Here is a 24262-nt window from a genome sequence, read left to right as displayed (position 1 = left end):
TATGAGGGAACACATAGTGCCCGACTACATCCATTATACGATATACGAACCGGCTGGGGCGCCAATTAAGGCGGCTATCCTATTGCTGCACGGTATGCAAGAACATAGCGGAAGATACGAGTATTTCGCAAATTATGTAAAAGCGAAAGGCTATGCCGTGCTTACGTACGATCACATTGGACATGGCCGCACCGCAAAAACCAACGACCAGCTAGGATTCTTCCGCCGGAATCAACCCGGCGACCGTTTGGTTGAGGAGGCAGAATGTATGGCGTCTTTCCTTACACAACACTTCCCGGATGTGCCGCTGGTTTTGATGGGACATTCCATGGGCTCATTCGTTGCCCGGGTGCTGCTGAAGAAAGCCGCACACCGATTTGATGGCGTCATCCTGATGGGTACCGGCGGACAGAATCCCTTGGCTGCCCTGTTCCGGCCGATTTTGTATATGATGAATCTTATCGCCCCAAAAAAACGGAGCCGATGGCTCAATGCGCTTTTTTCGAAAATTAACAATCGAAAATTCAGGCATGAAACGCCTGATAACGGCACGAATTGGCTAAGTGAAGGATTGGCGAATAGAAAGGCCTTTTTAGCGGATGAACTCTGCGGCGTGGATTTCAGCAACAACGCGTTCTTCGGTCTCATATCCCTCAATGTTGAAGCAACCCGGTCGACCTGGGCAGATCGTATCCCCAAAAGCATGCCAATGCTGTTTATCAGCGGTGCCGATGACCCTATCGGTGAATTTGGGAAAGGCGTCGAAAAAGCGGTAAGGAAATTAAGAAACCGTGGGTTTAGCCGGGTCGATTTGAAGTTGTATCCCGGAATGCGTCATGAAATACTCAACGAGGACAATCGGCAACTGGTTTTTGACGACCTGTTTGCGTGGTTGGAAAAAATCAGCATACTATATTTGTCGCCAAAAGCATGATACTCGACGTCCTTTATCAAGACGAGCACCTGATCGCGGTTAATAAACCTGCAGGACTGTTGGTGCACCGGTCGCCGATCGCAAGCGATACGTCGTTGTTTGCACTCCAACTGCTGCGTGACCAAATCGGAAAACGGGTCTACCCAGCCCACAGATTGGACCGAAAAACCAGTGGCATACTCCTGTTTTCACTCGATAAAGTTACCGACAGTGAAATGCAACAATTATTCGCTGCCCGGCGAACCGACAAGGCATATTTAGCGGTACTACGGGGATTTGCGCCTCAAGATGGTGAGATTGATTATCCCTTAAAAAAGGAAAATGGTGGCTTGCAAGACGCCTTCACCCGGTTTTGGACCCTGGCAACGGCTGAAATCGCACTGCCCTCCGGCAAACACGAAACCTCACGCTACTCGCTCGTGAAGGCAAAACCGGAAACCGGTCGGATGCATCAATTGCGGCGGCATTTCGCGCATATCTTACACCCGATAATCGGAGATCGGCCTCATGGCTGCAATAAACAGAACAAACTCTGGAAACAGACATTTAACATGGATACGATGTTGCTCCACGCAAGCAGCTTACACTTCACGCATCCCATAACGGGGCAAGATGTCGCCATAGCAGCGCCGCTCCATTCCGAGTTCAAGCGGGCCTTATCCATTCTAAACTTGTCCTTTGGAGAACAATCAGTAGGTTAATTCCAGGTAAATGAGCGCACTTTGGAAAGTTTATTCTATATTAGGTGCGTAAACCTACATGAAGACGTATAAATGATACGCATTTTAATTTCGGTCAGCTTTTTCCTATGCTGTCAGCTCGCTTTCGCACAAAATTACGGTACGGTAACCGGTATCGTGACCGACGCCGAGAAGCAACCGTTGATCAAAGCTACTGTATCCATCGTTTCCGCTACGGATTCGACCGTCCTGAGTTATTCGCTAACCGATGAGACAGGGAAGTTCAAGCTGATTAGAATACCGGCACAGCGGGATTTGGCACTTTATATCACGCATATCAATAGCTCGCCTTTCCGGCGTGAAATTCGGTTAATACCGAAGGAGGAACTTACCTTGGATACCCTCCTCATGTCGGGAAACAACCTGGATGAAGTAGTCATTACACAGGTTGCCCCCGTCCGGCTGAATGGCGATACGCTGGAGTATAAAGTGGACTATTTTAAAACACGTCCGAATGCCAACGTGGAGGAACTCTTGCAATTGCTGCCGGGTCTGCAGGTAAACGTGGACGGAACCATCTACTACCAAGGCCGGCAGGTTTCGGCCGTACGCGTCAACAACAAAGATTTCTTCGCACAGGACCTCACATTGGCAACCCGCAACCTGGATGCATCGTTAATCGACTTAGTACAGGTAATTAAAGACAAAGGAGACTCTAAGCGGGAGATTCTGGACGATTCGGAACTTCCTATCGTCATTAATTTGAAAACGAAAAAGGAATTCGTGAAGGCGGATTTTGGAAAATTCTACGGCAGTGGAGGCACGCGCGACCGGTATGAATCGGGAGCCTTGGTCAACACATTCCGCGACACCTTGCAAATCAGTTTTATCGGATATGCCAACAACCTCAGCCGACAGGGCTTTGACTACAGTGAACTCTCGCAATACGGCGGCATGGACCGCGCTGAGAACAATTCCTACAGTTACATGTCGTAGAAAACCAAAACCGTTCGGCGAGGTTGAACAGGCGTTACCAATATAATTTTTATGCGGAAAAGAAATTTACCCGTTCAAAGATGCTCTTATCGCTCAGCCACTCGCTGGAAAACCGGGTTTCGCGGAATACAAACGAGGCAAGTTCTTTCAACCACTATTACCTATTTAACGACAGTACCGTTAACCAGGGGGTGCTGACTTTCGGAAACACCAACGAAATGCGTATCGGGAATACCGTTAATTTACAGATGCCGCTTCGAAAAGAGCTTAACTGGGATTGGTATGCCCGCTATAATTGGGAGTTGAACCGCGACCTCGAAGACATCGACAGTAAAATAAATGCAGACCATTATACGAGCCGGAATGACATAGCAAATAATAAACAGGGGCGTTTTGGTTTCCTCTATCTGGGGACCAAAGCAAATGCTACGCTATTTAAAAAGAAGTTAAAAATTTCCCTTGGTATTGAATGGTTGGATTTACACCGTGCTTATCATTATTACGGAAAAACGTCTGATCTGAACGACAACCTAACCTATTGGCTACCCAATGTATCGTTGAATTATCAACGAATAACCTTGTCGTATTCGAAGGCTGTACGGCTACCTTCGTTCTACCAACTGGTAGCTATAAATTCCAATTTATATTCTACTTCCGTGACGATTGCAAGCCCCTACTTCAACAACCAGGTGGAGAACAATTACAGGTTGCATTATTTCAACTCATTCAACAGCATTAAATTAACTATGAATGCTTCCATTGGCTACGCCGTGTATGATAATAGCATCGGTTCGAAAACATCGTACAATGTAGCCAGCTCCGAATCGACGTATGAACGTTACCAAGCGCCTGGCATCGACCGCCTATATGCGAATATACACTTGATGAAGCGCTTCTCCCAATCCAAATCCTGGAATATCAGCGTAGTTGTTGCCGGCTACGGATCGTCAAATTTAACATTCAATACGGTAAATGGTGAGGAAAACAAAGCGCAAAGCATGTACGGCAATTTAACGAACACCTTGAACGTAACTTATAAAAATAAGGTGACCGTAATCCCGACGTACGGCATTCAAATGAATACGGTTTCGAATGCAAAACAGAGCGTCAATTTCAGGGACATTACGAACGTTTCCCATAACATCGGTGCCGTATTCCGGTTAGATGACATTCGTAAATTCCGATTAGAAACCGCATACACCCTCAAAAATCAACCCCAAAGTCTCCGTAACGAACGCGCCAATCTGCACATAGTGAATGCTTCACTCTACTATCCGATTATGCAGCGGAAAGGAGAGCTAAAGTTTACGGCGTTTGATATTCTTAATCAAAACCAAGATATCTGGATGGGTGGCTACGGTAACACCAATTACTATCAGGAACGGCTGACCTTACGCCAGTATTTTATGCTGGGAATGGTGTTTAAGTTTCTCGCAACGCCGTCGAAATAAGCTTCCGAAACGGATGGAAATCAGCAAGCCTACGGCTATAAATTTAAGCGTATTGGCAATGCGTAAGAAACCCGTACGGGTACTCCGCGCTGGTAACCCGGCGTCCATTTTGGCGCCTTTTTCAATACGTTTACGGCTTCTTCCCCAGTACCATGGCCCAAATCCCGGGTTATTTGGATATCGGTTACTGTTCCGTCGCGATCCACTACAAATTGCAATTGAACCGTGCCCTGTACGCCAGCCCTGATCGCGGCCGGGGGATACCGGTAATGTTGGCCGATAAATTGCATCAACTTCATCATTCCACCTTCATAAACCGGAGGCGTACCAATCTCCGCGTACGTAAAAGAATTCCCCTCTCCGTCCTCACTGACACCTGAAACCACTACACCGTTTTGATAGTTTTCGGTGAAAGAATAGCGGCGCTCATGGAAGGTTCCTGTCCACTCGCCATCACGCAAGCCATCCCGATAATGGCCTTCTTCGTGATCTTCGCCCTCGATCTCTTTGACATACCCATTCCCAGCTGACACCCATGCGGTTCCCAGGGAATCGTAATAATTCACCAATGTGTCGGGCACTGGATGAGCGAACGCATTCAGGTCGGGTTGTCGACTGTAAATCACTTCTTTCTTTAATTGCCCATTTTGGTAATAGTAGCTTGCTTTGCCGACACGTCGCCCTTTGTCGAAAATTTCCTGTGCGCTTTCTTGGCCGTTTTCATAATATTCGGTGACCGCCCCGTGAAACTGTGGGTGACGTTTTGCATCCAGGATATTCCCCGTCTTTTTGAGTTGTTTGTCAAGGTAATACTCAGACAATTGCGGTAGTTCCGAACCGGAGTGAGGTGCTTTGATGATCCGGATGTAGGCTGCGCTATCACGATGTGAAGCAATTTCTCCGTTGTGCTTTCGATAAGTGACCAATTCGTCTTGGGCATACAAAAAGCCGGGAATAAGCAGGACAATCAGAAACTTCATCGTTCTTAAGTTATGCGCACAAGATAGCGCATCATTTCGAGGTTTGCAAACTGGATGGTAAGAACCTCAGCAAAAACGCACCTGCGTCGGTTAGCGGGTTTAATCGCGGTGTTCACTCGATCGACTTAGTAACGTCGTCGGAGCGTAGCCAAATTGCTTTTTAAACGCGTACGAAAAATGTGACAGATTTTCAAAGCCGACTTCATAGCAAACCTCTAGGGGTTTCTTTTTCTTTTCTGCCAGTTGATAATGTGCAAGTTCCAATCGCTTTTGCGTAAGCCAACGCCGCGGCGTTTTATGAAAGGCCTTACTAAAATCGCGCTTAAACGTGGTTAAACTCCGGCCTGTCAAATATCCGAATTTTTCCAGGGGTAAATTGAACATAAAGTTCTTTTCCATGTAGCCCACCAAATCAATTTTCCCGGGTTCTTCAAAGTTGGCCAACACGTCGTCAATCCCATGATCTATCGTTCGGAGAATGTGGATAGCTTCCGTGATTTTCAACGATGCGAGATCCTGAGGAAGGTCCGCTATCCCAAAATACGGAATCAGGGATGCCAGACAGCTTTCCAATGATGCCAGACAGCTTTCCAATAAGGGATGATGATTGAAACCGTATATTTTCTTCGATTTCAGGGCTTTCGGCCTGACATTCAGGTTGGCATAAAAATCCCGGAGCCTTGCTGTGGTGAGGTGCATAACAACCGTTTTGTGTGGCTGGCCGTCCTTGGGGTAATTAATAACCGTCGCCAGCTGGTTCCTCGGAATCAGAAAAATATCACCTTTCTTAAAATGGTAGGTCGCATCGGCCTGTATAATTTTGGTTTCACCGGAAATGAACCAAATCAGCATATGGTGATCGAATAGGATATCGGATTTGAAAAACTTATCCTCGTAACACGAAAGCTTGATGTCGTCCGTAATATATTTTGCTTGATATTCCATTTTGGTTTCCACCACAATTTTACGCAATCTCGAATGCAATACCGATCATTTCTTCACTCAGCGTCCGCAACTTTTTGGCGCTGACTTCATCCAGGGAATACGGTCTTACGCCATTTGATGGTGAGGTGCCCGGTGCGAGTTCGGCGATGTCAGCATCCTCGCAATATACGCCGCCAATTGCATCTAGCATTGGACTGGTGGCACACCAGACCGTCGTGGCAGCCCCCTGTGGGATTGTTTTCAATGAGGCTGCTACTTCCGGCAAGAGATTACCTTTGGCGTCACTGAACCCCATTTGCTGGAATAGTTCCAACGAAGCTTCTCTGCCTAATTCGGTTCCGCCAATGGAACCCGGATGCAACGAGTAAGCCTTCACACCAAATGCTTTAGCCCGGTTATCCAATTCCAAGGCAAACAAATTGATGGCTGTTTTTGATTGTCCATAAGCTTGCAATGTTTCGTATTTCCGGTTTAGAAAATTGGGATCGTTAAAATCGAAGGATGCGAATTGATGTCCTTGAGAGGATACGTTGACTACCCGTGCACCATCGGCTTTTCTGAGAGCGGGCCAAAGTTCCGCCGTAAGTTGAAACGACGCCAAATAGTTGGTGGCTAACTGCGATTCGATGCCCCGTATGTCCCTTCGCAACGGAACCCACATAATGCCCGCATTGTTGATAAGCAAATGAAGGGGCCTGCCGGACGATAGAAATTTCTCCGCAAAAACATGGATGGATTCGGGATTCATTAAATCCATCGTCTCGATTTCTACACGGTCGATTTCATCCAGATTCCGCCTTGCTTTTTCAATATCACGTGCGGGAACGACTACGGTTGCGCCTGCCAATGCCAGTACTTTGGTGGTTTCCAAACCGATGCCAGTATTACCGCCCGTTACGATAGCGACTTTTCCGGTAAGATCAATGCCTTTGCTCACGTCATCGGCCGTTGAGGTGGCACTAAATCCGGAACCGATCGGTTTCTGCAATACTCCCTGATAATTGTTTTGTTCCATTTCAAAAAAGTTTTACTGATTTGTCTCGAACAAATGTAGGCAGGAAGGCTTTTGGATGCTTTGTTCAAACGTCCAAATATACTTTGTTAAAAAGACCACGCTGGGAGGATGCCGTCGCGGAGATAACAGGCACAGCCAGGGTAATATTCTGCTACTAGCCGTTGTGTTTTATTTCGTCTAAATGTGCTATTTCCGTCAGGTCAAATGGAGTTTCCTGATAGACAAAATAATTCAGCCAGTTGTTGAACAACAGATTGGCATGGCTGGCCCAACGGACCACCGGCGGGTTTTTCCAATCGCCTCCGGCATAATAATTCTGCGGCATTTCAATGGGAGCACCTTTCTCCAGATCCCGTGTATATTCCTCGTGAAGGGTTCGCGGAGCGTACTCCGAATGCCCGGTCAGATAAAATTCCCGGCCTCCCCTCGAAGCCATAATGGCTACTCCCGCATCTTCAGATTCAGCTAAGATGGCAACCTCAGACAAATCCGTTAAATCCGCTTCTGACAGCGTGGTATGCCGGCTATGCGGAATGTAAAATTCGTCGTCAAAACCCCGGAATAAGGGATGCCTCTTATCGGATGCAGTATGTTTGAAAACGCCGAATAGCTTTTTTTCCAAGGGGATTTTTTTGACTCCATAAAAGTGGTATAAAGCTGCCTGCGAAGCCCAACAGATATACAGTGTGGAGGTGACGTGTTTTCTTGCCCAATCAAAAATCGTTTTGATTTCATCCCAGTAAGTCACATCTTCGAATTCAAGCATTTCTACCGGCGCCCCGGTGATGATCATCCCGTCGTAGTAGTTTTCTGTAACTTCCTTGAAACCCTTATAGAACAACTCAAGATGTTCCTCCGGCGTATTCTTCGGCGTGTGGGTATCCAAACGAAGAAATTCAATCTCAACCTGTAATGGATTATTAGACAGCAACCTGATAAAGTCGGTTTCCGTTGAGATTTTCAACGGCATCAGATTCAATATGATGACTCGCATGGGACGAATATCCTGCGTATTGGCGCGCAGGTCATTCATCACGAATATATTTTCATTTTTGAGCAGCGATATCGCTGGGAGATTATCGGGTATCTTTACTGGCATGCTATTTTCCCTCGCACCTTAATTGCATGCAAAAATACGGAGAATTTTGGGGTTTTATAGCAGGATCATGAACATCGAGGTTTTCAGCCACTTTTTTCGCGGGAAGCGATCGCCTGCCCGATGGCGTTTACCTCCTCATCCAAACCAAAAAGTGGGATACCGGACTCCGGGTCAAGCTTGAGCCATTGGCTTTCTGTGTCTTTCTGTATTTGCAAATATTCCACTCCTTCTTTATAGATGGTATATACTCCTTCTTCTTCCGGAAAAACGGAATAGGTACAATCAAAGATTTCGATGTCAAATGGCTCGATCATGAGAAAATTTTAATAAATGTAAAGATAGCAAATTAACAAATAACTTCTACGCGACTTCTCCCGCTCTGCTCCTTGCTCACTTTAATTTGTACCGGAATCCGTTCGGTCATTTCCTGTACGTGGGATATTACGCCTACCTTACGCCCTTGATTATGCAGGCGTTCCAACGCATCCATGGCGATGTTCAGCGTATTCGGATCTAACGAGCCGAAGCCCTCGTCAATAAACAACGACTCAACACTCATCCGGTTTGCGGATAAAGACGCGAGCCCGAGCGCCAACGCCAGTGAAACCAGGAAGGACTCGCCGCCAGAAAGGGAGTATACCGTACGAACTTCGTCGCCCATGTCCTGATCCAATACTTGTAAACCCAACGTATTGGGTATCCGCTGCAAGCGGTATCGTGTGGACAGCACTTCCAGATGTACGTTGGCATAACTCAGCAACACGTCCAGTGTATACTCTTGTGCTACCTGCCGAAATTTTTTGCCATCGGCCGAACCGATTACTTCATTCAGCTTCGCCCAGTTTTCCACGCCGGTCGCCTTGGCACGTATGGTGGCAAGCAGATCGCCCAATCGCCGTTTATTAGCCTCATCCTGCTTTAACCGGAAGCCGATTTCATTATGTTCCCGAAGCGATTCAGTTTTAGCGACCAGCTGTTGTTCCAGTTGTAACTTCAAGGCCTCCAAGGTTTGGTCCGAAAATCGTCCCTTTTCGTGTTGAACGAATTGGCGCTGGCGCTCCTCGAATACCGAGGTGGCTCGGGTAACGGCTCGTTCCAAAGCTGAAAGCGCTTCCCGCTCTTCGGCGATCCACTCCGTGGAATGCGAAAGCAGTACTTCTAGCGCGGCACGACTGATTATGTGCTGATGCCTGGTTTTGTAACTCTCTAACCATTGTTCTATTGTTCCGGACAGGTCGCCGAAACGCTTTTCCAGTCGACCGATTTCCCGCTCCGTTTCGCTGACGGTTGCATCCATTTGGGCCTTCTCGGTTTGTAGCAGCAACTGCCGTTGTTTTTGGGTATTCAATTGGGTTTGGGCCTCAACGATATGCTGCTTCAACCGGGTTTCGAGCGTTTCAACCGCTTCGCCATTAAAAATAGATCGGCGGTTTTCTATGAGCGTAGCATATGCCTTCCGTTTATCAGTGAAATCCTGTTCGGCTTGAACGACATCGGCGGCAGTCGTCTGTTCTTCTACTTCCAGGCCGGCAAGAGTGGCCCGCAGCACCTGGAGTGCGTTACGGTCGCGTTCGAGCCCTTCGGTTGTTTGCTTCCATTCATCTGCGAACATCTGAATGCTCTCCAGAAAAGCGTCAGGCTGGCTTTTCCAATTGGAAACCCAAAGATCGTCAGGAAAATTGGGTTGAAGCGAAGCTAACGTATCTTCCAGATTGGCGGTACCGGCGGCCACTTCCAATTGGGCGTGCATAAGGCGTTCGTTGCGTACCTGAATAGTTTGCTCTACATCTTTGACGGCATTAGCGGTATTGGCATAGTGGATTTGCAGATTTTGCCACGTCTGCTGGACTCCGTCACGCTCAAACAACAAAGTCTGATAGTCCTCAAGTCGGCGGGCGAGAAGTTCTTGCCTGGTTTTCGTCTGGCTAAGTTGTTCGGCCAGCCAGCCTTCCCGTTCTTCTTCTGCGATGTCCGCGCAGGTTGAGGCGACGGCCAAGGCCTCCCACGCAGCCTTAACAGACTGGAGATCATCCTGAGTTCGCCGCTTGTCGTTTTCCAGCGTCTTGAGAGACTCCCGCAATAACGTAATCGACTGCGCCAACTGGCTATGATCGGTAAGGTGTACATGATAGGTCGCTTCAAGCTCAGCATGGGCTTTTCTCAGCTCATCCAGTACGTGATTGAGCTGTGGATTTTCATGGGTATACGGATGTATTCTGCTTCCGCATACCGGGCAAGGTTGCCCTTCTATCAATCCTGCGCGTAGCGTCTCGATGTTTTCGGATGCGGCCAACGCAGCTCGTTCCAACATGATTGCTGAGGCCTTTCGTTGCTCGATAACGGCTTGCAATGCCAGCGCTGCAATAGCTTGTTGCGCTTCTTTATCGGCCAATTCCCTTTCGGTCTCTTCTATTTTTTCTGCTAAAATGCGATCGGTTTGTAGGACTTGATAAACTTGCCGCCATTGGACGGCCGCGCCGCGGAGGTCTTCTGCGGCTGCACCGACAACCTTACTTTCCTCACGCAGTTGCTCGAAGGGAATCGCCGATAGTTCCTTCTGCAGGGTTTCCAGTCGCCCCGCAGCGATACTTACCTCTTCGGCGAGACTTCCGGAACGTTGGGAAAGTTCTGCTAACTCGATGGCCCTATCCTTGATTTCAGTTTCGAGTTGGGCCGCATTTACAGATGCTTTTTCGATGGTTTCCAACTGCTTGCGAGCATCGTTGAGCTTGGAAATAATGAGCGGACTGTTTTCTGCAACCGACCGGCGATTGCTACGCTTTTCTTTCCATTCCTGCAACTTACTGACCTGCTGCATCAATGCTTCGGCTTCCTGCTTCTGTTGGGAAAGACGTTCCTGACTGGTCTGCCATTTCACGTTACGGAGTTGCAATTGTTGTTGCGCCGCGGCTAACTCGGTTTCTTTAGCTTGCAGTTGAATATCGAGTTTTTTCGCTTGATCCAACAGGGGTTTGGCCTCCTCCTGAGCCATCATTCGGATTGCTAGCTGGTCAGAGGCCTGCGCGACGAGCGCCTCAGTTTCTGCGGCCTGATAGGCTAACAATTGCTGCTGCGTTTGGGCTTGCTCCAGCGCCTCCATCCTCCGCCCAAGTTGCTCGGTCACCTCCTGCAATGCGTCCATCCATGTACGGGTGGGTTGCACCTCTTCCACTTGCTTTAAGTAGGTTTCGCGTCCAACGGATTGCTTTTTTTCGCTAAGTTGTTCCTGTAGGACTTGTTGGGCTTCATCTACTTGGAATTGATAAGTATTTAGGTCTTCATGCCACTTGATTTCTGACGCGATCACGTTGATGTGTGCTTCAAGTTGTTCCAGTTTATTAAATAAGGCAATTTCCCGCTCTTTTAGATCGGCCAATTCCTCGGAAGTTAACGTAACAATGCCTTCTTGACTGTGTTGAAGGACTTTAAGCTGTTGGTCTTCCTCACGGTAACGCTCGAATACTTTCTTTGATAACTCCGAATAAATGTGCGTGCCCGTAAGCTTTTCAAGCAGGGAGGCTTTCTGATCTTTGTCAGCTTTTAGGAATGCGGTAAAATCACCCTGCGCCAAGAGCACGGAGCGGATAAATTGCTCGTAGTTGAGGCCCACCAATCGCGTGATTTCCGATAATAGCTCGGTTTTCCGGCCACCGATGTCGTGGCCCGTGGAAAGGTTTTTTAATGTGGTATTCGCCTGCTGTAAACTGCCGTCAGCCCGGTTCCGTGCGCGGCGTACACTCCAGTTAGCGCGGTAGCGCTGGCCATCAATACCCACAAAGTCCACTTCAGCGAAGCCATCTGCCGTGCCGTCCCTCAAAATGGCGCGTACATCGCTTTGATTGATGGTGCTGCCCTGCACATCGGTAATCTCAACGCCGGCTTCACGGGCCTGGACGTATCGCGGAGTTCTCGCGTATAGTGCAAGACAGAGTGCATCCAGGATAGTGGACTTGCCTGCCCCCGTAGGACCTGTGATGGCGAAAATACCGGCAGAACACAAGGGTTCCTGCGTAAAATCGATTTCCGTGCTGCCCTCCAATGAAGCGAGATTTCGGATACGGATGGCCAAGATTTTCATGCTTCGCCCTCCACTTTCTCATCGATCTGCTGGGCAATTTCGTTGAACAGCGTCAACAATGCTGCGGGAACTTTTTGGGCATAACGCGACACGTATACCTGATTGAGAACATCTATCGGCTTTAACGTCTGAAGCGGATCAGATGACTGGATTTGGTTACTCACTAACGGATCTTTTTGGGGGTACCGTGTGTCAATGCGCGCCAGGCGAGCATATTTTCCGGCAAGGGCCTGCTCGATCTTGTAGCGAAGACCTGGTTCAGGTGCATCCAGCAGGACAGACACCTGCAAATAAGGTGCAGTGCGGCGATCCTTTCCTGCGGCAGGGGGCAATCGCCGCAGGGCGAGCAACACTTCCTCCATCCGGCTATGTACCGCCGGTATTTTAAGAAGGGGCACGGTAACGGGTACCTCGATAGTCCGAAAGTGGATAACCTGCCCTTCTTCAATGGTAAACAGAATCACCTGATGCTTGTAATTGATCTCTGAGAATGACATAGGCAAAGGGCTGCCCGCGTACCGGATATGCTCCCTGCCGCCGAGCCGTTGCGCCTTGTGTATGTGTCCAAGTGCCACGTAAGAAAGCTCATCCGGAAAGGCGGAAGCAGCGATACATTCTATACCGCCCATAATAAGCCGTTCGGCTTTGTCCATATCGGAGATTTCTACTCCTTGCGCATGGAGGTGCCCCATGGCGATGAGTGCCTGCCCTGGTTGACGTTTATGTTTAACGACTTGACATATGTCACGATAAAGCGCCGCAACACCCTCGGCATATGGATTGTCACAATCAGCAATGGCAGGGTAATCGCCCATGCGGAGAAAAGGAACCGCCAAACACCATGCCTCTATGCGCCCCTTTTTAATTAGCGGAATGATCAGTTTTTCGTAATCAACGTTTCCTTCATCGTCTCTTTCCACAACCCCTACAATATGAATATTGGAGGATTCGAGTAGCGGCTTCGGCGACTCAAGCCGCGACGCGGAATCATGGTTACCTGCGGTGATGACAATCTGAATACCCGGACAGGCTTTGCTGGCTAGGTTGAGAAATCGATAAAATTGCCGGACAGTAGCAGCGGATGGATTGGATAGATCGAATACATCACCACTGATGAGCAGCACGTCTACCTCCTCCCGTTGCAACGTTTGTACGAGCCAATCAAGAAATTGCTGATGTTCAAACGAACGGTCATATTCGTGGAAGAGCTGGCCCAAGTGCCAATCGGCGGTATGGAGGATGTTCATTCGCGTCCTTCGTTTTTTATGTTTTCAATTACTGCGTGGACTTCAATTTGACAAGAAGCTGCGTCAAATTTACAAAAGGTACCTCCTATTCGTCTATAAAATTGACCATTTAGTCTAAGAGGCTACCCATTGGTCGATCCGTATCTGTTGTTCGTCTAAAACCGCCCGATTGCCTGCAACTTTTTTTTTCTGCCGACGTCTTATTACAAAAAGAAAACAACAACATATTAATAACCAAAAAAAACGATATCATCATGAAAACAATCGTATTAAGCGCCCTAATTAGTGTAGCAGCCCTCGGAAACAGCCTTGCCTCCTCGCCAACGGACCCTTCCGCCGAAAAAAGTAAAGTTACCGTACTGAAAGAAGCGGTCGCCTTCCATCGTTACAATATGGAAGTACTCCACAATCAATATGATCTCGCGGAAACACGGATTAAGACAAGTCGTGGAAACCATGCTGAGCTGGATCGTGAGCATAAGATTTTCGTGGGCATGTATCAGCAAGACATCGATCAGGGAATCCGTGTTGAGCAAAGCAAAAAAGCGATCGCTGAGATTAACGCCCGCTATGTAAAACTCCACGCCGAGCGCGACGCGTATGAAGCAAAGGAAATTGCGAAATTGCAAAAGCAGTTGGAAGTAGCTCTTAGAAAAGAAGCGAAGGAATTCAACAAAGCAAAGAAGGCACTCTCCCGGACCGCCCAGGCAGCCCACTAACCCCAACCGGCTTAGTGGGGCTTACACATATATAACGGCAGCCTTCCTTGTCTTGGGGAAGGCTTCTTATGTTTAAATTTCTGAAATTCCCGAGGAATTACTGTTTCCTACTCACATACCCCGTATAACAGAATTCTTTTGAACGGATAAATCGAAGGAAAAGAACCGAAATAAGCTTGTATTCGTCGCATAAACGCGGCCGCCAATAATTTTTGCCCTTCGTCATCGAGCCGTTCCATATACGGGATAAGTGCCGAGCCGGAAATGAAATCATACAAATCCGTTTCACTTCTTGCAACGATGGGATAAACTTTTAACGAAATAGAGAGGTCTTTCAATCCGTTATCAAACAGCAGTTTGGCATAATCGTCTATTCGCAGTATTGGCGAATTTTGGATAAAGCCCTCGAGTAAATCAATAAATGGCTTTTCGGATACAGTTTCAAGTAGAATATTGTTCAATATGTTTTCTCGCTGGAAAGGCATCTGTACAGCGAATTGTCCGCCCGAGTTCAATTTAGCCATAAGTTTCGGAAACAGTTCTGCGTGATTGTCACACCATTGAAGTGCCGCGTTACTAAAAACCAAATCCCATTTTGATACGGACTGCACAAATTCTTCAATGGTGATCAATTTAAAATGCAGGTTCGCCTTCTCAAATCGTATGGATTCACGAAGCATCTCTTCCGAGGAATCGATACCCAAGAATTTTGCGGATTCAAACTTTCCGGATAATATTGCGGTCTGCTCGCCGGTTCCGCAGCCAACATCCACGCAGCTTTTCAGGTTTTCAGGAGAAATCAGACCAGCTAAATCAAAAAAGGGCTGATAACGAATGTCCTTAAACTGGTTGTATGTATGGGGATTCCAAGGCATATGTGTGTATATAACGCAATATTACGAATTCTGTCTTATTCACCCCCATAAATTGTCGCATTTGTCATCACCGAAAGGGCAAAAGGTGCACCATTTTTGAATTATGAACGAAACGATTAAGTCACAAAACAATTAAAGCGATGAGCACCCCACTATCACCCCAACTAACAATGATCATTCCCGCTTACAGAATGCACACCCAAAGTTTTTTGAATGTACTGGACGGTATTTCGGAAGAAGATGCCCTGACAAGAATTGAGGGCAGAACCAATCACATGGTCTGGATGGCAGGCAACTTCGTCAATATGCGCTATGGGTTAGCCCGTGCATTGGGCAGCAATGAAACCGATCCGTATGATGAGTTATTTTTTCAAGCCAAAGCGTTGGATGAGAACTATACATATCCTACACTAAAAGAACTTAAAGCGAGCTTTCACAAGATATCGCCGGTTGCATATAGTGCACTGCTGGCCGTTACGGATACGCGGTTAGCTGAGGAATTTCCACTGCAGATGAACGTGTCGTTTTTTCCGGAGACCCTGCTCAATTTCGTCGGTATGTGCATCGGCAGGGAAGATTACCTCTGTGGTCAAATGGGCCTCATGCGCCGCATCCTGAATTATCCAGGTATGAAATACGAAGTGAATGACCATATAAAATATTGATCAGTTATTGTCGATTACCTAAACAGTTATGCCTTTAACGTGTATATATATCATAGAATGAACACTGATTAAATACCGTTACTATCTAGTGTATGCCGGAAGGGCCATCGATTGTTATTTTAAAAGAAGCTGTAGCGTCCTTGCATTTGGAGGGCAAGCAAATCCGTGCCGTAACGGGTAACAGTAAAATCGACCAGCAGGCATTGTCCGGACAAACTGTGCTAAGCTTTCGTTCCTGGGGCAAGCATTTCCTGATTTGCTTCAAAACATGCACCCTTCGGATCCATTTTCTATTGTTTGGCAGTTACCGCATTAATGAACGAAAACCATCTCCCGTTAGATTGAGCTTACAGTTTGCAAACGATGAATTGAACTTTTATGCATGTTCCATAAAGCTATTTGACCAGCCTGTGGACGAAATCTACGACTGGTCCGTTGATATTATGGCCGAGGAATGGGATGTGAAGAAAGCGTTAGAAAAGCTGAAAAAGCAACCTCATATGCTGTCTTGCGACGCACTGTTGGACCAAGACCTGTTTGCCGGCAGTGGAAACATCATCAAGAACGAAGTACTATTTCGGATCCGTACGCACCCGCTTTCCACGCTAGGTGGTTTACCGAACGATAAGTTGGCAGAAATGGTACGGGAAGTCCGAAACTACGCATTTGATTTCCTACGCTGGAAAAAGGAATTTACCTTAAAGAAGCACTGGTTGGCACACACCAAAAGGACATGCCCCCGGTGCCAAATCCCCTTTACCAAAATGCATACGGGCCGAACCAACAGACGAAGTTTCTTTTGTAACAACTGTCAGGTGCTATATACCTGATAAGCGTTGGTTGAAGGTCCAACAATTTCTTTTTGTATATTTGATATCTGCGTTGGACAAACTATTTGCCTTCGTTGTTGTTAGCTTACTAAATTAAAAAAACCATCAAACTGTTTTAGAATGGATTCACGTCGTGACTTCTTGCAAAAACTAGCTGCTTCGGCTATTGCAATCCCCTTCCTATCACCCGCTAAGGCATGGGAAAACTCATCATTCCTTAGTTATAATCCGGACGGGCCTGTATTACGTGTCGCACTTATGGGGCTCGGTGGGTATGCCTCCATCGTTGCAAAGGCCATGCAAGATTGTAAACGTGCAAAAATTACCGGTCTCATCAGTGGTACGCCAGCTAAGCTTGCCGAATGGGGTACAAAATACAATGTGCCGGAAAAAAACCGATATAACTACGAGAATTTCGATGACATTAAAAACAACCCGGAAATCGACGTCGTGTATGTAACCACCCCGAACGCATTGCATCACGATCAGGTCATCCGTGTGGCGCGCGCCGGGAAGCACGCCATCAGCGAAAAACCGATGGCGCTCAATGCAAAGGATGGACAGGAAATGGTGGATGTTTGTGCGAATGCCGGGGTGAAGCTCTTAGTAGGCTACCGGATGCATTTTGAACCAAAAACGCTTGAAGTGATACGGATGCGAAAAAACGGTGAATTTGGAAAAATCATGTTTTTTCAAGGACAAAGCGGCTTCCGCATCGGCGATCCAAACCAATGGCGGCTGAATAAGGCATTAGCGGGAGGTGGAGCACTGATGGATATCGGCATTTATGCCGTCAATGGTGCGCGGTACATGATAGGCGAAGAGCCCGTTTGGGTAACCGCACAAGAAACAAAAACCGATTCGGTTAAATTTAAGGAAGGGGTCGATGAAACCATCCAGTTCCAAATGGGCTTTCCAAGCGGTGCGGTAGCGTCTTGTCTATCTACATATAACATGAGCTACCTGGATCGGTTCTATCTTACTGGCGAAAAAGGTTTTGCGGAACTCCAGCCTTCCACCGGATATGGTCCCATAAAAGGACGAACCAATAAAGGAGAGCTCACGCAGCCTCACGTTACCCATCAAACCCTACAGATGGATGCCATGGCCGGAATCATCCTTGACGGCGACACACCCCCCGTACCCGTCGACGGCGCAGAGGGGGTAAGAGATCTAAAAATCATCGATGCCATCTACGCCGCGTGTGCCTCAGGAAAACGCCAGGAGCTGAATTTATAGTCTTGTTGCCCATTAGCCTTATTGCCCATCGGCGATGCAGGAACTACGCAGCAGACCACCTTCCGGATTTTTTAAGATATCGGATGGTAACGTAATAAATGGCTAACGCCAGTAACACTACCAAAAACCACTTATTACGTACCTCGGAACTCCATTGCCAATTTGAGTATTTAAAGAAGAGGATCAACGCAATTCCGGATAACCACACCACCTGGGTATTGTATTCCTTGATTAACCATCTTTTCCAAAAAAAACGCATTTCCGACAACGTCGTTCGTAAACCTGAAGGATTGATCAACCAACGATGCACACGTTGTGCATAGGCGTCGAATTGATTGCCAAATTTCTGCCGCAGGAAATTCTCCTCCGCCAAAACAATGGCTTGATAAATAAACAAAAACAGCGGAATGAAAACCAGCAAATAAAGCAGTGAATTGACAAGGATGCCTACACCGGCCAACATCAAAATATTACCTACGTACAATGGATTACGGCAATGGGCGAAAATGCCATGGGTAACCAATTGCTCGGCGTATACCTTTTTATCCTTCCCTCCTCTTACGATGTAGGCCAACGATATCGTAGCGCCACGGATAAGCTGGCCCGCAAATGTAATGCAAAGACCGATGATCAGTGGATATAGATAATATTTCGGGCCGATAGTATGCTCGCTGAAAATAGGCGGAGACGGGATAAATAAGGCGAGGTAAAGAAAGATAAACAGGTAATTTCGGTACCTGAAGAAGAAATTGCCAATCCGTATCATACGTCAGTATTTAACCGCTGTAAATCCCGAAAAATTATACCACTTAAAAAATACTTCCGTATGGCTGAAACCTGCTTCCATTAACATCTTGAGGTTTTCACTCAGCTTATAAGGAATCAATACATTCTCAAGGGCTTCCCGCTTTTGAGAAATCTCTAGATCGCTGTAATGGTTCCGTCGCTTGTAGTCGTAGTAATACGTAATAAAATTGCGGTTGAATAAACTGTCCTCTGCCAATATTTTTTCCGAGATAATGAGAACACCTCCTGGTGTGAGGCCATTATATATTTTTTTTAAAAGCTTCTCGCGGTATATCGGTCTTACAAATTGCATCGTTAAGCACAAAATAACCACCGATGCGTTTTCAATCTCAAAGTGATCATGTAAATCGACGTTCCGTAACTCATACGATCTGGAAAGCTTGGCTTCCTGAAGTTTAGCAGCACATTTCTCAAGCATATCCTTCGAATCATCGATCCCCACAAAACGGACTTGTTGATCCACGTAGGAGTCCAGATTAAGCAGGGTCGTTCCGGTCGAACAACCTAAATCATATACGTTGGTACCTGGTACCGCAAATTCGGCCGCTTGTTCGATGATCATCCGCTGGATTTCGGAGTAAAATGGAACAGAACGTTCCACCATGTCATCGAAAGCATTGGCTACGGTTGCACCAAATTTAAAATCCGAAGGCTTTTTAATCACCTCACTGAATACCTTGTCTTTATTCCTGCCCATAAAGTTTTCCAGGTCAATTGCCTTGATTGAAGGATGGCCAAAGTACCGGCAAAATCTGGAAACAATCTGGAAATAAATTCCCGTTTCAGTGCTCTTCTGTAAAATATAATATGTAGTAGTTCATTCCCTTTTCCTCGTCGTAACCCTTTTCAATCAGCTCCCGTTTTCCATGCACGTAGATGTGGAAATTTTTATCTAGTTTCAGTACGCTCTTATAGGTCGCGTTGGCCTTTTTTACAGCTTGGCTTGAGATAGCAAACTGGTCGCCAAAAGGAGACTCAAATTCTTCTTCAAATTGCTGTCGATAGGTATTGAAAAGCCCCGCCGCTTGCGGATTGCCGAGTACCTCTTCCGCAAACTCTTCCTGCTTGAACGTTTCCTTACTCTTGAAATAGTCCATCGAGCGATTCAAAAGATCAATTTTATCGGCGCGTTCCAGCTCAAAGGCTCCGTCCAGCTCTTCGTTTACAAATTTCTTATATACTTTTAGGAAATTCCCGGTCTGGTTAAAGGCATCATTGCGAACCCGTACGCCCAGAAAATCATCCTTCCAGTACACCGCTTCTTGTTGTCGGTTCGTTTGGTCTATAACCAATACTTTATAACCCTCTTCTGTCTCCGTATTGACGATAAGGCATCCCTTATCCAATTTATTGATGTTGATGGCTTCCTGCTCGTAACCTAGGTCGAACGCACCTTGAGCCGGCGAAATTTTAAGATACGCCTCCTTATTTTCGGATTTGAATATTCCGATAGCCTCATGCGTCTCTCCTTCTAACTGCACATCCCTCAAGTGGACGACATAAAGTTCCCCACCTTTGATGTTTGGGTGATTGGACACCTCAAACAGGTGCTTGGATATTTCCTGACTTAACTCCAGAAATCCCAGTTCCCCGGCGAAAAAGGCGCTTGAAAAATGAAAAATTTCATTCAACGAAAGCGTATTGCTGGCGTGCGACAACCGGTAAACTTCGTTCAGTTTCGTAAATGGACTTAGAAAATAATGCATCAACAACTCACTAAGCACGCCATCTGCTAAATTTACCGGCTTTTCACTTAATACGTAAAATTCATTCTGCAATTTATTGCCCACCCGGTGGATGGCAAGTTGCTCGATTACGGCATCAGTATAGTAAAACATGATTATTATTTGGTTATTAACGTTTCAATCATACATGCGCGCAGCGATCCTGAACGTCTGGCAGTGTGCATCCACGATATCACGGATGTGAGGAGAATACCCTCCGCCCATGCTCACCTGAACGGGTGCTTTATACGCTTGGCAATATTCAAACACCAGTTCATCCCGTCGGCCGCAGCCCGCGCGAGTCAATACCAGTTTCCCCAACTTGTCCGTGGCTAGCACGTCCACTCCGGCTTGATAAAACACAAAATCCGGCCGTAAATGCCTAAAAATGGCCTGCAACTGTTGGTCCAACCGAGCAAGATATACCTCGTCACCTGTCCCATCAGGTAATCCGATATCGACATCGGAACGCTCCTTTCGGAACGGAAAATTGTGTTCGCTGTGCATAGAGAAGGTAAATACACGGCTATCGTTGGCAAAAATCTGCGCGGTTCCATTTCCTTGATGTACATCCAAATCAATGATCAACACTCGTCGGTAACCTTGGTGCCTGACCAAGTATGCAGCGGCGATTGCCTGGTCGTTAAGCAGACAGAATCCCTCCCCCCAATCGCTTCCTGCATGATGTGTTCCACCCGCTACGTTAAAAGCAATTCCATATCGGTTCGCGAACATAGATCCTTCCAGAGTGCCCTGAACAATGTGAAGTTCACGGGCAACCAATGCGGCTGATAGGGGGAAACCAATGCGTCTGACCATCGCCGACGGAAGGGTCAGATTAAGTAATTGGCGACAATAATCGGCATCGTGAGCAAGTGTAACAATTTCAGAATCAGCCTTCCCGGGCTCAAAAAAATTGTGAGCCTGCGCTGTACCCTCGTAAAGCAACTGAGCCGGAATCAGTTCATATTTCTCCATTGGAAAGCGATGCCCTTCAGGCAATGGATGCGAATAGCTCGGATGGTAAGCGATTTTCAACACGAGGCGAAGATAGCAAACAACAAAGACCAGCTTGCTTATTTCTGATAAAAATATCATTTTTGGCAACTGACAAATAACACATAAACCCAAAATCATGGAAACACCACCACCACTCCCTATATTATCTGCCGAAGAGCAGCGTATTTTAGGTGCGCTGATGGAAAAAGCGAGGGCGACGCCCGAATATTATCCCCTTACGCTAAACGCACTGGTTGCGGCATGCAACCAAAAAACATCCCGGAAACCTGTGGTAAACTACGACGAGAATACGGTGATCACTACGCTGGACACGCTGCGGAAAAAGGGATTGGTATCGACTGTGACGGGCGGTGCAAGCCGGGTGACCAAATATAAACACAATTTTGCGGTCGTATATCCCGTGATACCGGCAGAGGTGACGATTATTTGTTTACTGCTGCTACGGGGTCCCCAGACTCCCGGGGAGTTGAACACCAACTCGGGCAGAATGCATGAATTCGAATCATTGGAGGAAGTTCAATCGTTACTGGACCACCTGGCGCATGCAGAACCTCCCTATGTCAGACAGCTGGCCAAACGACCGGGACAAAAAGAAGCTCGGTACATGCACCTGCTGGGAGGAGATGAGCTTCCTGACGATGATAATACCGATTTCGCGGATACGGCATCGCCCACCGAACTGGCTAACCGATTAGCAAAGGTAGAGGCCGAATTGGCAGCACTCCGTGCTGAATTTGATAAGCTCTTACAGGAATTGACTTAAGCGACAAAATAAGGATTTATCAATGCTCAAAAAACCAAATCCGGCAAATAGTTGTTATCCTTACATTAGTTAGAGACGTCAACCCCATTTGTTATGGAAACAAAACCCACAAAGTACCACCGCATACTCATTGCCACCGATGACAGTGAATGCTCAAAAAAAGCGTTACAGCATGGTTATGCGCTGGCTAAAAATATGGAATCTTCGGTGGCACTGATCCATGTGATCGAACCCGCTTCCCCGACAAATTACGGAGCGGATCCATTGATGGGGCAACAACCCATTATTATTCCTGAAACCACCGAAATACAGGAAGAAAACTCAAAAAGGCTGCTGGATGAGATCAGTAAAGAGTTCCACGATGTAAAAGAGGTGTTTACCTTTAGTCGGATTGGCACACCGAAGCAAGAGATACTTACCGTTGCCAGTGAATGGGCGGCAGATCTCATCATCATGGGCACACACGGGCGTACCGGTTTTGATCATTTTATTTCAGGCAGTGTATCAGAAAGTGTCATAAGACGAGCATCCTGCCCTGTGCTGGTTGTTCCCAGCAAATGTTAACGCATCGTAAATAAAAGGCCTTCTGCCGGTTGGACAGAAGGCCTTTTATTACTTTCAAACGAATGGCCTATTCTCCGTGTAGCCAAGCTTTTTTAGCCAATAACTCATCTTCCGTCTCCCGGACATCCTCATCATCCACGCAACAGTCTACAGGACAAACTGCCGCGCACTGGGGCTCATCGTGAAATCCCACACATTCTGTACATTTATCCGAAACAATATAATAAACTTCGTCCGAAATCGCAGCTTGTTCCTCGTCTGCGTCAAGCGTCGTCCCATCGCCAAAATCGATAATTCCCTTGAGTTCCGTCCCCTCCGAAAACCGCCAACTCACTCCCGCATCGTAAATAGCATTATTGGGGCATTCCGGCTCACAAGCCCCGCAATTGATGCATTCGTCTGTTATCTTTATTGCCATCTAACTCTTCAGTATATTGATAAAATAAAAAAAACTATTTTTGCTACCTGATTCAAGCAAAATTTCACTACAAAGTTAGTAGTCTTTTTGCTGATTGCTGCAATTTATTTGCAAATATACAATAATATTGTGTAAACACAGGCGCTAAGATTGACATTTTGACAAAGAAACAACGTATTGACGCATTCGCATCGCTGGGAAAATACCTGCTGTCTGATGACGCGGATCTGCAGCGAGCCCGTAGACAAGCACAGCACCACAACGCTTGGTTTACGACGCCGAATATAACGAAAGCATGCACGACGGTTGGGCTATCGTTGTCGGAATCCCGATTAACCAATTGGTTAGCCCCCTACCCCTTCGATCGAGAAACTGAAAAATCTGTCGGACTGATTTTAGCGGGCAACATTCCCTTGGTCGGCTTTCATGACATTCTATGCGCACTTTGTGCCGGTTTCAACATCCAGGTAAAAACTTCGGCAGATGATCCGATATTGACAACGCATATAATACACAAATTAATAGAAATCGAACCGCGGTTTTCCCAAAAGATCACGTTCACGGAACGACTTAAAAATTTCGATTTGGTTATCGCCACCGGAAACGACAATAGCGCACGATATTTCTCCTATTATTTCGGACAAAAACCACATATCATCCGAAAAAACCGAAACAGTGCGGCGGTTTTAACGGGAAAGGAAACGCCTCTGGATATTCAACTACTTGGCCGCGATATCTTTGACTATTTCGGTCTTGGGTGCCGCAGCGTTTCCAAACTGTTCGTACCTATTGGCTATGATATTTCAGCATTTTTTGAAGGAATAGCTCCATATTCCGACATAGTCAATCATCATAAATACGCCAATAACTACGACTACAACAAGTCTATCTATCTCGTTAATGGCGACAGGCATTTTGACAACGGTTTTTTGCTGGTAAAACCCGACGAACGTACAGCATCACCACTTGCTGTCATATTTCTCGAAGAGTACAGTCACCTGGACGATTTGACAGGCCGTTTGAATGCACTCGCCTCCCAGCTGCAATGCGTAGTAAGCAGGGAGCGGTTGACCATTACGACCCCTGTAGTCATGCCCGGCCAAAGCCAGGAACCTGCATTGGACGATTATGCCGACGGCGTGAATACGCTTGATTTTTTAGCCAGACACCAATGAAGCCTTTCGCTTTCACCCAATTAATGCTAACTTTGCCA

Annotated in this window: 24 protein-coding genes; 11 read left to right on the top strand and 13 right to left on the bottom strand. The window is 46.8% G+C overall.

Annotation, left to right across the window (positions count from 1 at the left end; translation table 11 throughout):
- The first annotated feature begins 1 nt into the window (after nucleotide 1).
- From ACFQRK_RS03675 to ACFQRK_RS03660, 4 genes are all read left to right on the top strand, one after another.
- Entirely contained in the window at nucleotides 2-934 is a 933-nt protein-coding gene (locus ACFQRK_RS03675; RefSeq protein ID WP_379003741.1) for an alpha/beta fold hydrolase, read from the top strand.
- Complete coding sequence (locus ACFQRK_RS03670; RefSeq protein ID WP_379004647.1) at nucleotides 934-1635, top strand: pseudouridine synthase; 702 nt, start codon at nucleotides 934-936, stop codon at nucleotides 1633-1635. The genes ACFQRK_RS03675 and ACFQRK_RS03670 overlap by 1 nt, the downstream gene beginning before the upstream one ends.
- A gap of 72 nt (nucleotides 1636-1707) precedes the next feature.
- Nucleotides 1708-2610 (top strand): carboxypeptidase-like regulatory domain-containing protein, encoded by a 903-nt coding sequence (locus ACFQRK_RS03665; protein ID WP_379003738.1) that lies wholly within the window; start codon nucleotides 1708-1710, stop codon nucleotides 2608-2610.
- An 80-nt stretch (nucleotides 2611-2690) separates the two neighbouring features.
- Nucleotides 2691-4061, top strand: a complete 1371-nt coding sequence (locus ACFQRK_RS03660; protein ID WP_379003735.1) for a hypothetical protein — start codon at nucleotides 2691-2693, stop codon at nucleotides 4059-4061.
- A gap of 35 nt (nucleotides 4062-4096) precedes the next feature.
- Here ACFQRK_RS03660 and ACFQRK_RS03655 read toward each other — a convergent pair whose 3' ends face one another.
- From ACFQRK_RS03655 to ACFQRK_RS03625, 7 genes are all read right to left on the bottom strand, one after another.
- Nucleotides 4097-5041, bottom strand: a complete 945-nt coding sequence (locus ACFQRK_RS03655) for a TonB family protein (RefSeq protein WP_379003734.1) — start codon at nucleotides 5039-5041, stop codon at nucleotides 4097-4099.
- A 99-nt stretch (nucleotides 5042-5140) separates the two neighbouring features.
- Nucleotides 5141-5986 carry an AraC family transcriptional regulator gene (locus tag ACFQRK_RS03650; RefSeq protein WP_379003731.1) on the bottom strand — a complete coding sequence of 282 codons (846 nt, stop codon included), beginning with the start codon at nucleotides 5984-5986 and terminating at the stop codon, nucleotides 5141-5143.
- Nucleotides 5987-6005: 19 nt separating this feature from the next.
- On the bottom strand, nucleotides 6006-7001 hold the full coding sequence (locus tag ACFQRK_RS03645; RefSeq protein WP_379003728.1) for an SDR family NAD(P)-dependent oxidoreductase: 996 nt from the start codon (nucleotides 6999-7001) through the stop codon (nucleotides 6006-6008).
- 154 nt (nucleotides 7002-7155) lie between these two features.
- The gene (metA, locus tag ACFQRK_RS03640) at nucleotides 7156-8100 is read right to left on the bottom strand and encodes a homoserine O-succinyltransferase (protein WP_379003725.1); all 945 of its coding nucleotides are present in this window, start codon (nucleotides 8098-8100) and stop codon (nucleotides 7156-7158) included.
- Nucleotides 8101-8183: 83 nt separating this feature from the next.
- The gene (locus ACFQRK_RS03635; protein WP_379003722.1) at nucleotides 8184-8414 is read right to left on the bottom strand and encodes a hypothetical protein; all 231 of its coding nucleotides are present in this window, start codon (nucleotides 8412-8414) and stop codon (nucleotides 8184-8186) included.
- A gap of 32 nt (nucleotides 8415-8446) precedes the next feature.
- A complete protein-coding gene (locus ACFQRK_RS03630; RefSeq protein ID WP_379003719.1) occupies nucleotides 8447-12178 on the bottom strand; it encodes an AAA family ATPase in 3732 nt (1243 codons plus the stop codon).
- Nucleotides 12175-13425 (bottom strand): exonuclease SbcCD subunit D, encoded by a 1251-nt coding sequence (locus ACFQRK_RS03625; protein WP_379003716.1) that lies wholly within the window; start codon nucleotides 13423-13425, stop codon nucleotides 12175-12177. Before ACFQRK_RS03625 ends, ACFQRK_RS03630 begins: the two co-directional genes overlap by 4 nt.
- A gap of 254 nt (nucleotides 13426-13679) precedes the next feature.
- On the opposite strand from ACFQRK_RS03625, the gene ACFQRK_RS03620 reads away from it, so the two are divergent.
- Nucleotides 13680-14144, top strand: coding sequence for a hypothetical protein (locus tag ACFQRK_RS03620; RefSeq protein WP_379003714.1), 465 nt, complete (start codon nucleotides 13680-13682; stop codon nucleotides 14142-14144).
- Nucleotides 14145-14251: 107 nt separating this feature from the next.
- On the opposite strand, the gene ACFQRK_RS03615 is transcribed toward ACFQRK_RS03620, so the two are convergent.
- Complete coding sequence (locus tag ACFQRK_RS03615; RefSeq protein WP_379003711.1) at nucleotides 14252-15019, bottom strand: methyltransferase domain-containing protein; 768 nt, start codon at nucleotides 15017-15019, stop codon at nucleotides 14252-14254.
- Nucleotides 15020-15159: 140 nt separating this feature from the next.
- Between ACFQRK_RS03615 and ACFQRK_RS03610 the strand changes: the two genes are divergently transcribed.
- The 3 genes from ACFQRK_RS03610 to ACFQRK_RS03600 all read left to right on the top strand — a co-directional run bounded on the left by ACFQRK_RS03610 (nucleotide 15160) and on the right by ACFQRK_RS03600 (nucleotide 17753).
- Nucleotides 15160-15684 carry a DinB family protein gene (locus tag ACFQRK_RS03610; protein ID WP_379003709.1) on the top strand — a complete coding sequence of 175 codons (525 nt, stop codon included), beginning with the start codon at nucleotides 15160-15162 and terminating at the stop codon, nucleotides 15682-15684.
- A gap of 92 nt (nucleotides 15685-15776) precedes the next feature.
- A complete protein-coding gene (locus tag ACFQRK_RS03605) occupies nucleotides 15777-16514 on the top strand; it encodes a DNA-formamidopyrimidine glycosylase family protein (RefSeq protein ID WP_379003707.1) in 738 nt (245 codons plus the stop codon).
- A 120-nt stretch (nucleotides 16515-16634) separates the two neighbouring features.
- A complete protein-coding gene (locus tag ACFQRK_RS03600; RefSeq protein WP_379003704.1) occupies nucleotides 16635-17753 on the top strand; it encodes a Gfo/Idh/MocA family protein in 1119 nt (372 codons plus the stop codon).
- A 43-nt stretch (nucleotides 17754-17796) separates the two neighbouring features.
- On the opposite strand, the gene ACFQRK_RS03595 is transcribed toward ACFQRK_RS03600, so the two are convergent.
- The 4 genes from ACFQRK_RS03595 to ACFQRK_RS03580 all read right to left on the bottom strand — a co-directional run bounded on the left by ACFQRK_RS03595 (nucleotide 17797) and on the right by ACFQRK_RS03580 (nucleotide 21382).
- A complete protein-coding gene (locus ACFQRK_RS03595) occupies nucleotides 17797-18519 on the bottom strand; it encodes a methyltransferase family protein (protein ID WP_379003701.1) in 723 nt (240 codons plus the stop codon).
- 3 nt (nucleotides 18520-18522) lie between these two features.
- Complete coding sequence (gene cmoA, locus ACFQRK_RS03590) at nucleotides 18523-19257, bottom strand: carboxy-S-adenosyl-L-methionine synthase CmoA (RefSeq protein ID WP_379003698.1); 735 nt, start codon at nucleotides 19255-19257, stop codon at nucleotides 18523-18525.
- 85 nt (nucleotides 19258-19342) lie between these two features.
- The gene (locus ACFQRK_RS03585) at nucleotides 19343-20398 is read right to left on the bottom strand and encodes a nucleoid-associated protein (RefSeq protein ID WP_379003695.1); all 1056 of its coding nucleotides are present in this window, start codon (nucleotides 20396-20398) and stop codon (nucleotides 19343-19345) included.
- Nucleotides 20399-20422: 24 nt separating this feature from the next.
- On the bottom strand, nucleotides 20423-21382 hold the full coding sequence (locus ACFQRK_RS03580) for a histone deacetylase (protein WP_379003692.1): 960 nt from the start codon (nucleotides 21380-21382) through the stop codon (nucleotides 20423-20425).
- A 37-nt stretch (nucleotides 21383-21419) separates the two neighbouring features.
- On the opposite strand from ACFQRK_RS03580, the gene ACFQRK_RS03575 reads away from it, so the two are divergent.
- Nucleotides 21420-22067 (top strand): YceH family protein, encoded by a 648-nt coding sequence (locus tag ACFQRK_RS03575; RefSeq protein ID WP_379003689.1) that lies wholly within the window; start codon nucleotides 21420-21422, stop codon nucleotides 22065-22067.
- A gap of 93 nt (nucleotides 22068-22160) precedes the next feature.
- Nucleotides 22161-22631 (top strand): universal stress protein, encoded by a 471-nt coding sequence (locus ACFQRK_RS03570; RefSeq protein WP_379003687.1) that lies wholly within the window; start codon nucleotides 22161-22163, stop codon nucleotides 22629-22631.
- Nucleotides 22632-22698: 67 nt separating this feature from the next.
- On the opposite strand, the gene ACFQRK_RS03565 is transcribed toward ACFQRK_RS03570, so the two are convergent.
- Nucleotides 22699-23049: a 4Fe-4S dicluster domain-containing protein gene (locus tag ACFQRK_RS03565; RefSeq protein ID WP_379003685.1), complete on the bottom strand. Its 351-nt coding sequence runs from the start codon at nucleotides 23047-23049 to the stop codon at nucleotides 22699-22701.
- A 158-nt stretch (nucleotides 23050-23207) separates the two neighbouring features.
- Between ACFQRK_RS03565 and ACFQRK_RS03560 the strand changes: the two genes are divergently transcribed.
- Nucleotides 23208-24224, top strand: a complete 1017-nt coding sequence (locus ACFQRK_RS03560; RefSeq protein ID WP_379003683.1) for an acyl-CoA reductase — start codon at nucleotides 23208-23210, stop codon at nucleotides 24222-24224.
- Nucleotides 24225-24262 lie beyond the last annotated feature (38 nt).

Source organism: Parapedobacter sp. GCM10030251, assembly GCF_042666505.1.
GTDB lineage: Bacteria > Bacteroidota > Bacteroidia > Sphingobacteriales > Sphingobacteriaceae > Parapedobacter.
This window is presented reverse-complemented; position numbering and strand designations above follow the sequence as displayed.

Excerpts from the sequence above, each read along its gene's own strand:
- ACFQRK_RS03675 (WP_379003741.1), top strand. The coding sequence starts at position 2 with ATGAGGGAACACATAGTGCCCGACTACATCCATTATACGATATACGAA.
- ACFQRK_RS03665 (WP_379003738.1), top strand. The coding sequence starts at position 1,708 with ATGATACGCATTTTAATTTCGGTCAGCTTTTTCCTATGCTGTCAGCTC.
- ACFQRK_RS03660 (WP_379003735.1), top strand. The coding sequence starts at position 2,691 with ATGCTCTTATCGCTCAGCCACTCGCTGGAAAACCGGGTTTCGCGGAAT.
- ACFQRK_RS03655 (WP_379003734.1), bottom strand. The coding sequence starts at position 5,041 with ATGAAGTTTCTGATTGTCCTGCTTATTCCCGGCTTTTTGTATGCCCAA.
- ACFQRK_RS03650 (WP_379003731.1), bottom strand. The coding sequence starts at position 5,986 with ATGGAATATCAAGCAAAATATATTACGGACGACATCAAGCTTTCGTGT.
- ACFQRK_RS03645 (WP_379003728.1), bottom strand. The coding sequence starts at position 7,001 with ATGGAACAAAACAATTATCAGGGAGTATTGCAGAAACCGATCGGTTCC.
- metA (WP_379003725.1), bottom strand. The coding sequence starts at position 8,100 with ATGCCAGTAAAGATACCCGATAATCTCCCAGCGATATCGCTGCTCAAA.
- ACFQRK_RS03635 (WP_379003722.1), bottom strand. The coding sequence starts at position 8,414 with ATGATCGAGCCATTTGACATCGAAATCTTTGATTGTACCTATTCCGTT.
- ACFQRK_RS03630 (WP_379003719.1), bottom strand. The coding sequence starts at position 12,178 with ATGAAAATCTTGGCCATCCGTATCCGAAATCTCGCTTCATTGGAGGGC.
- ACFQRK_RS03625 (WP_379003716.1), bottom strand. The coding sequence starts at position 13,425 with ATGAACATCCTCCATACCGCCGATTGGCACTTGGGCCAGCTCTTCCAC.
- ACFQRK_RS03620 (WP_379003714.1), top strand. The coding sequence starts at position 13,680 with ATGAAAACAATCGTATTAAGCGCCCTAATTAGTGTAGCAGCCCTCGGA.
- ACFQRK_RS03615 (WP_379003711.1), bottom strand. The coding sequence starts at position 15,019 with ATGCCTTGGAATCCCCATACATACAACCAGTTTAAGGACATTCGTTAT.
- ACFQRK_RS03610 (WP_379003709.1), top strand. The coding sequence starts at position 15,160 with ATGAGCACCCCACTATCACCCCAACTAACAATGATCATTCCCGCTTAC.
- ACFQRK_RS03605 (WP_379003707.1), top strand. The coding sequence starts at position 15,777 with ATGCCGGAAGGGCCATCGATTGTTATTTTAAAAGAAGCTGTAGCGTCC.
- ACFQRK_RS03600 (WP_379003704.1), top strand. The coding sequence starts at position 16,635 with ATGGATTCACGTCGTGACTTCTTGCAAAAACTAGCTGCTTCGGCTATT.
- ACFQRK_RS03595 (WP_379003701.1), bottom strand. The coding sequence starts at position 18,519 with ATGATACGGATTGGCAATTTCTTCTTCAGGTACCGAAATTACCTGTTT.
- cmoA (WP_379003698.1), bottom strand. The coding sequence starts at position 19,257 with ATGGGCAGGAATAAAGACAAGGTATTCAGTGAGGTGATTAAAAAGCCT.
- ACFQRK_RS03585 (WP_379003695.1), bottom strand. The coding sequence starts at position 20,398 with ATGTTTTACTATACTGATGCCGTAATCGAGCAACTTGCCATCCACCGG.
- ACFQRK_RS03580 (WP_379003692.1), bottom strand. The coding sequence starts at position 21,382 with ATGATATTTTTATCAGAAATAAGCAAGCTGGTCTTTGTTGTTTGCTAT.
- ACFQRK_RS03575 (WP_379003689.1), top strand. The coding sequence starts at position 21,420 with ATGGAAACACCACCACCACTCCCTATATTATCTGCCGAAGAGCAGCGT.
- ACFQRK_RS03570 (WP_379003687.1), top strand. The coding sequence starts at position 22,161 with ATGGAAACAAAACCCACAAAGTACCACCGCATACTCATTGCCACCGAT.
- ACFQRK_RS03565 (WP_379003685.1), bottom strand. The coding sequence starts at position 23,049 with ATGGCAATAAAGATAACAGACGAATGCATCAATTGCGGGGCTTGTGAG.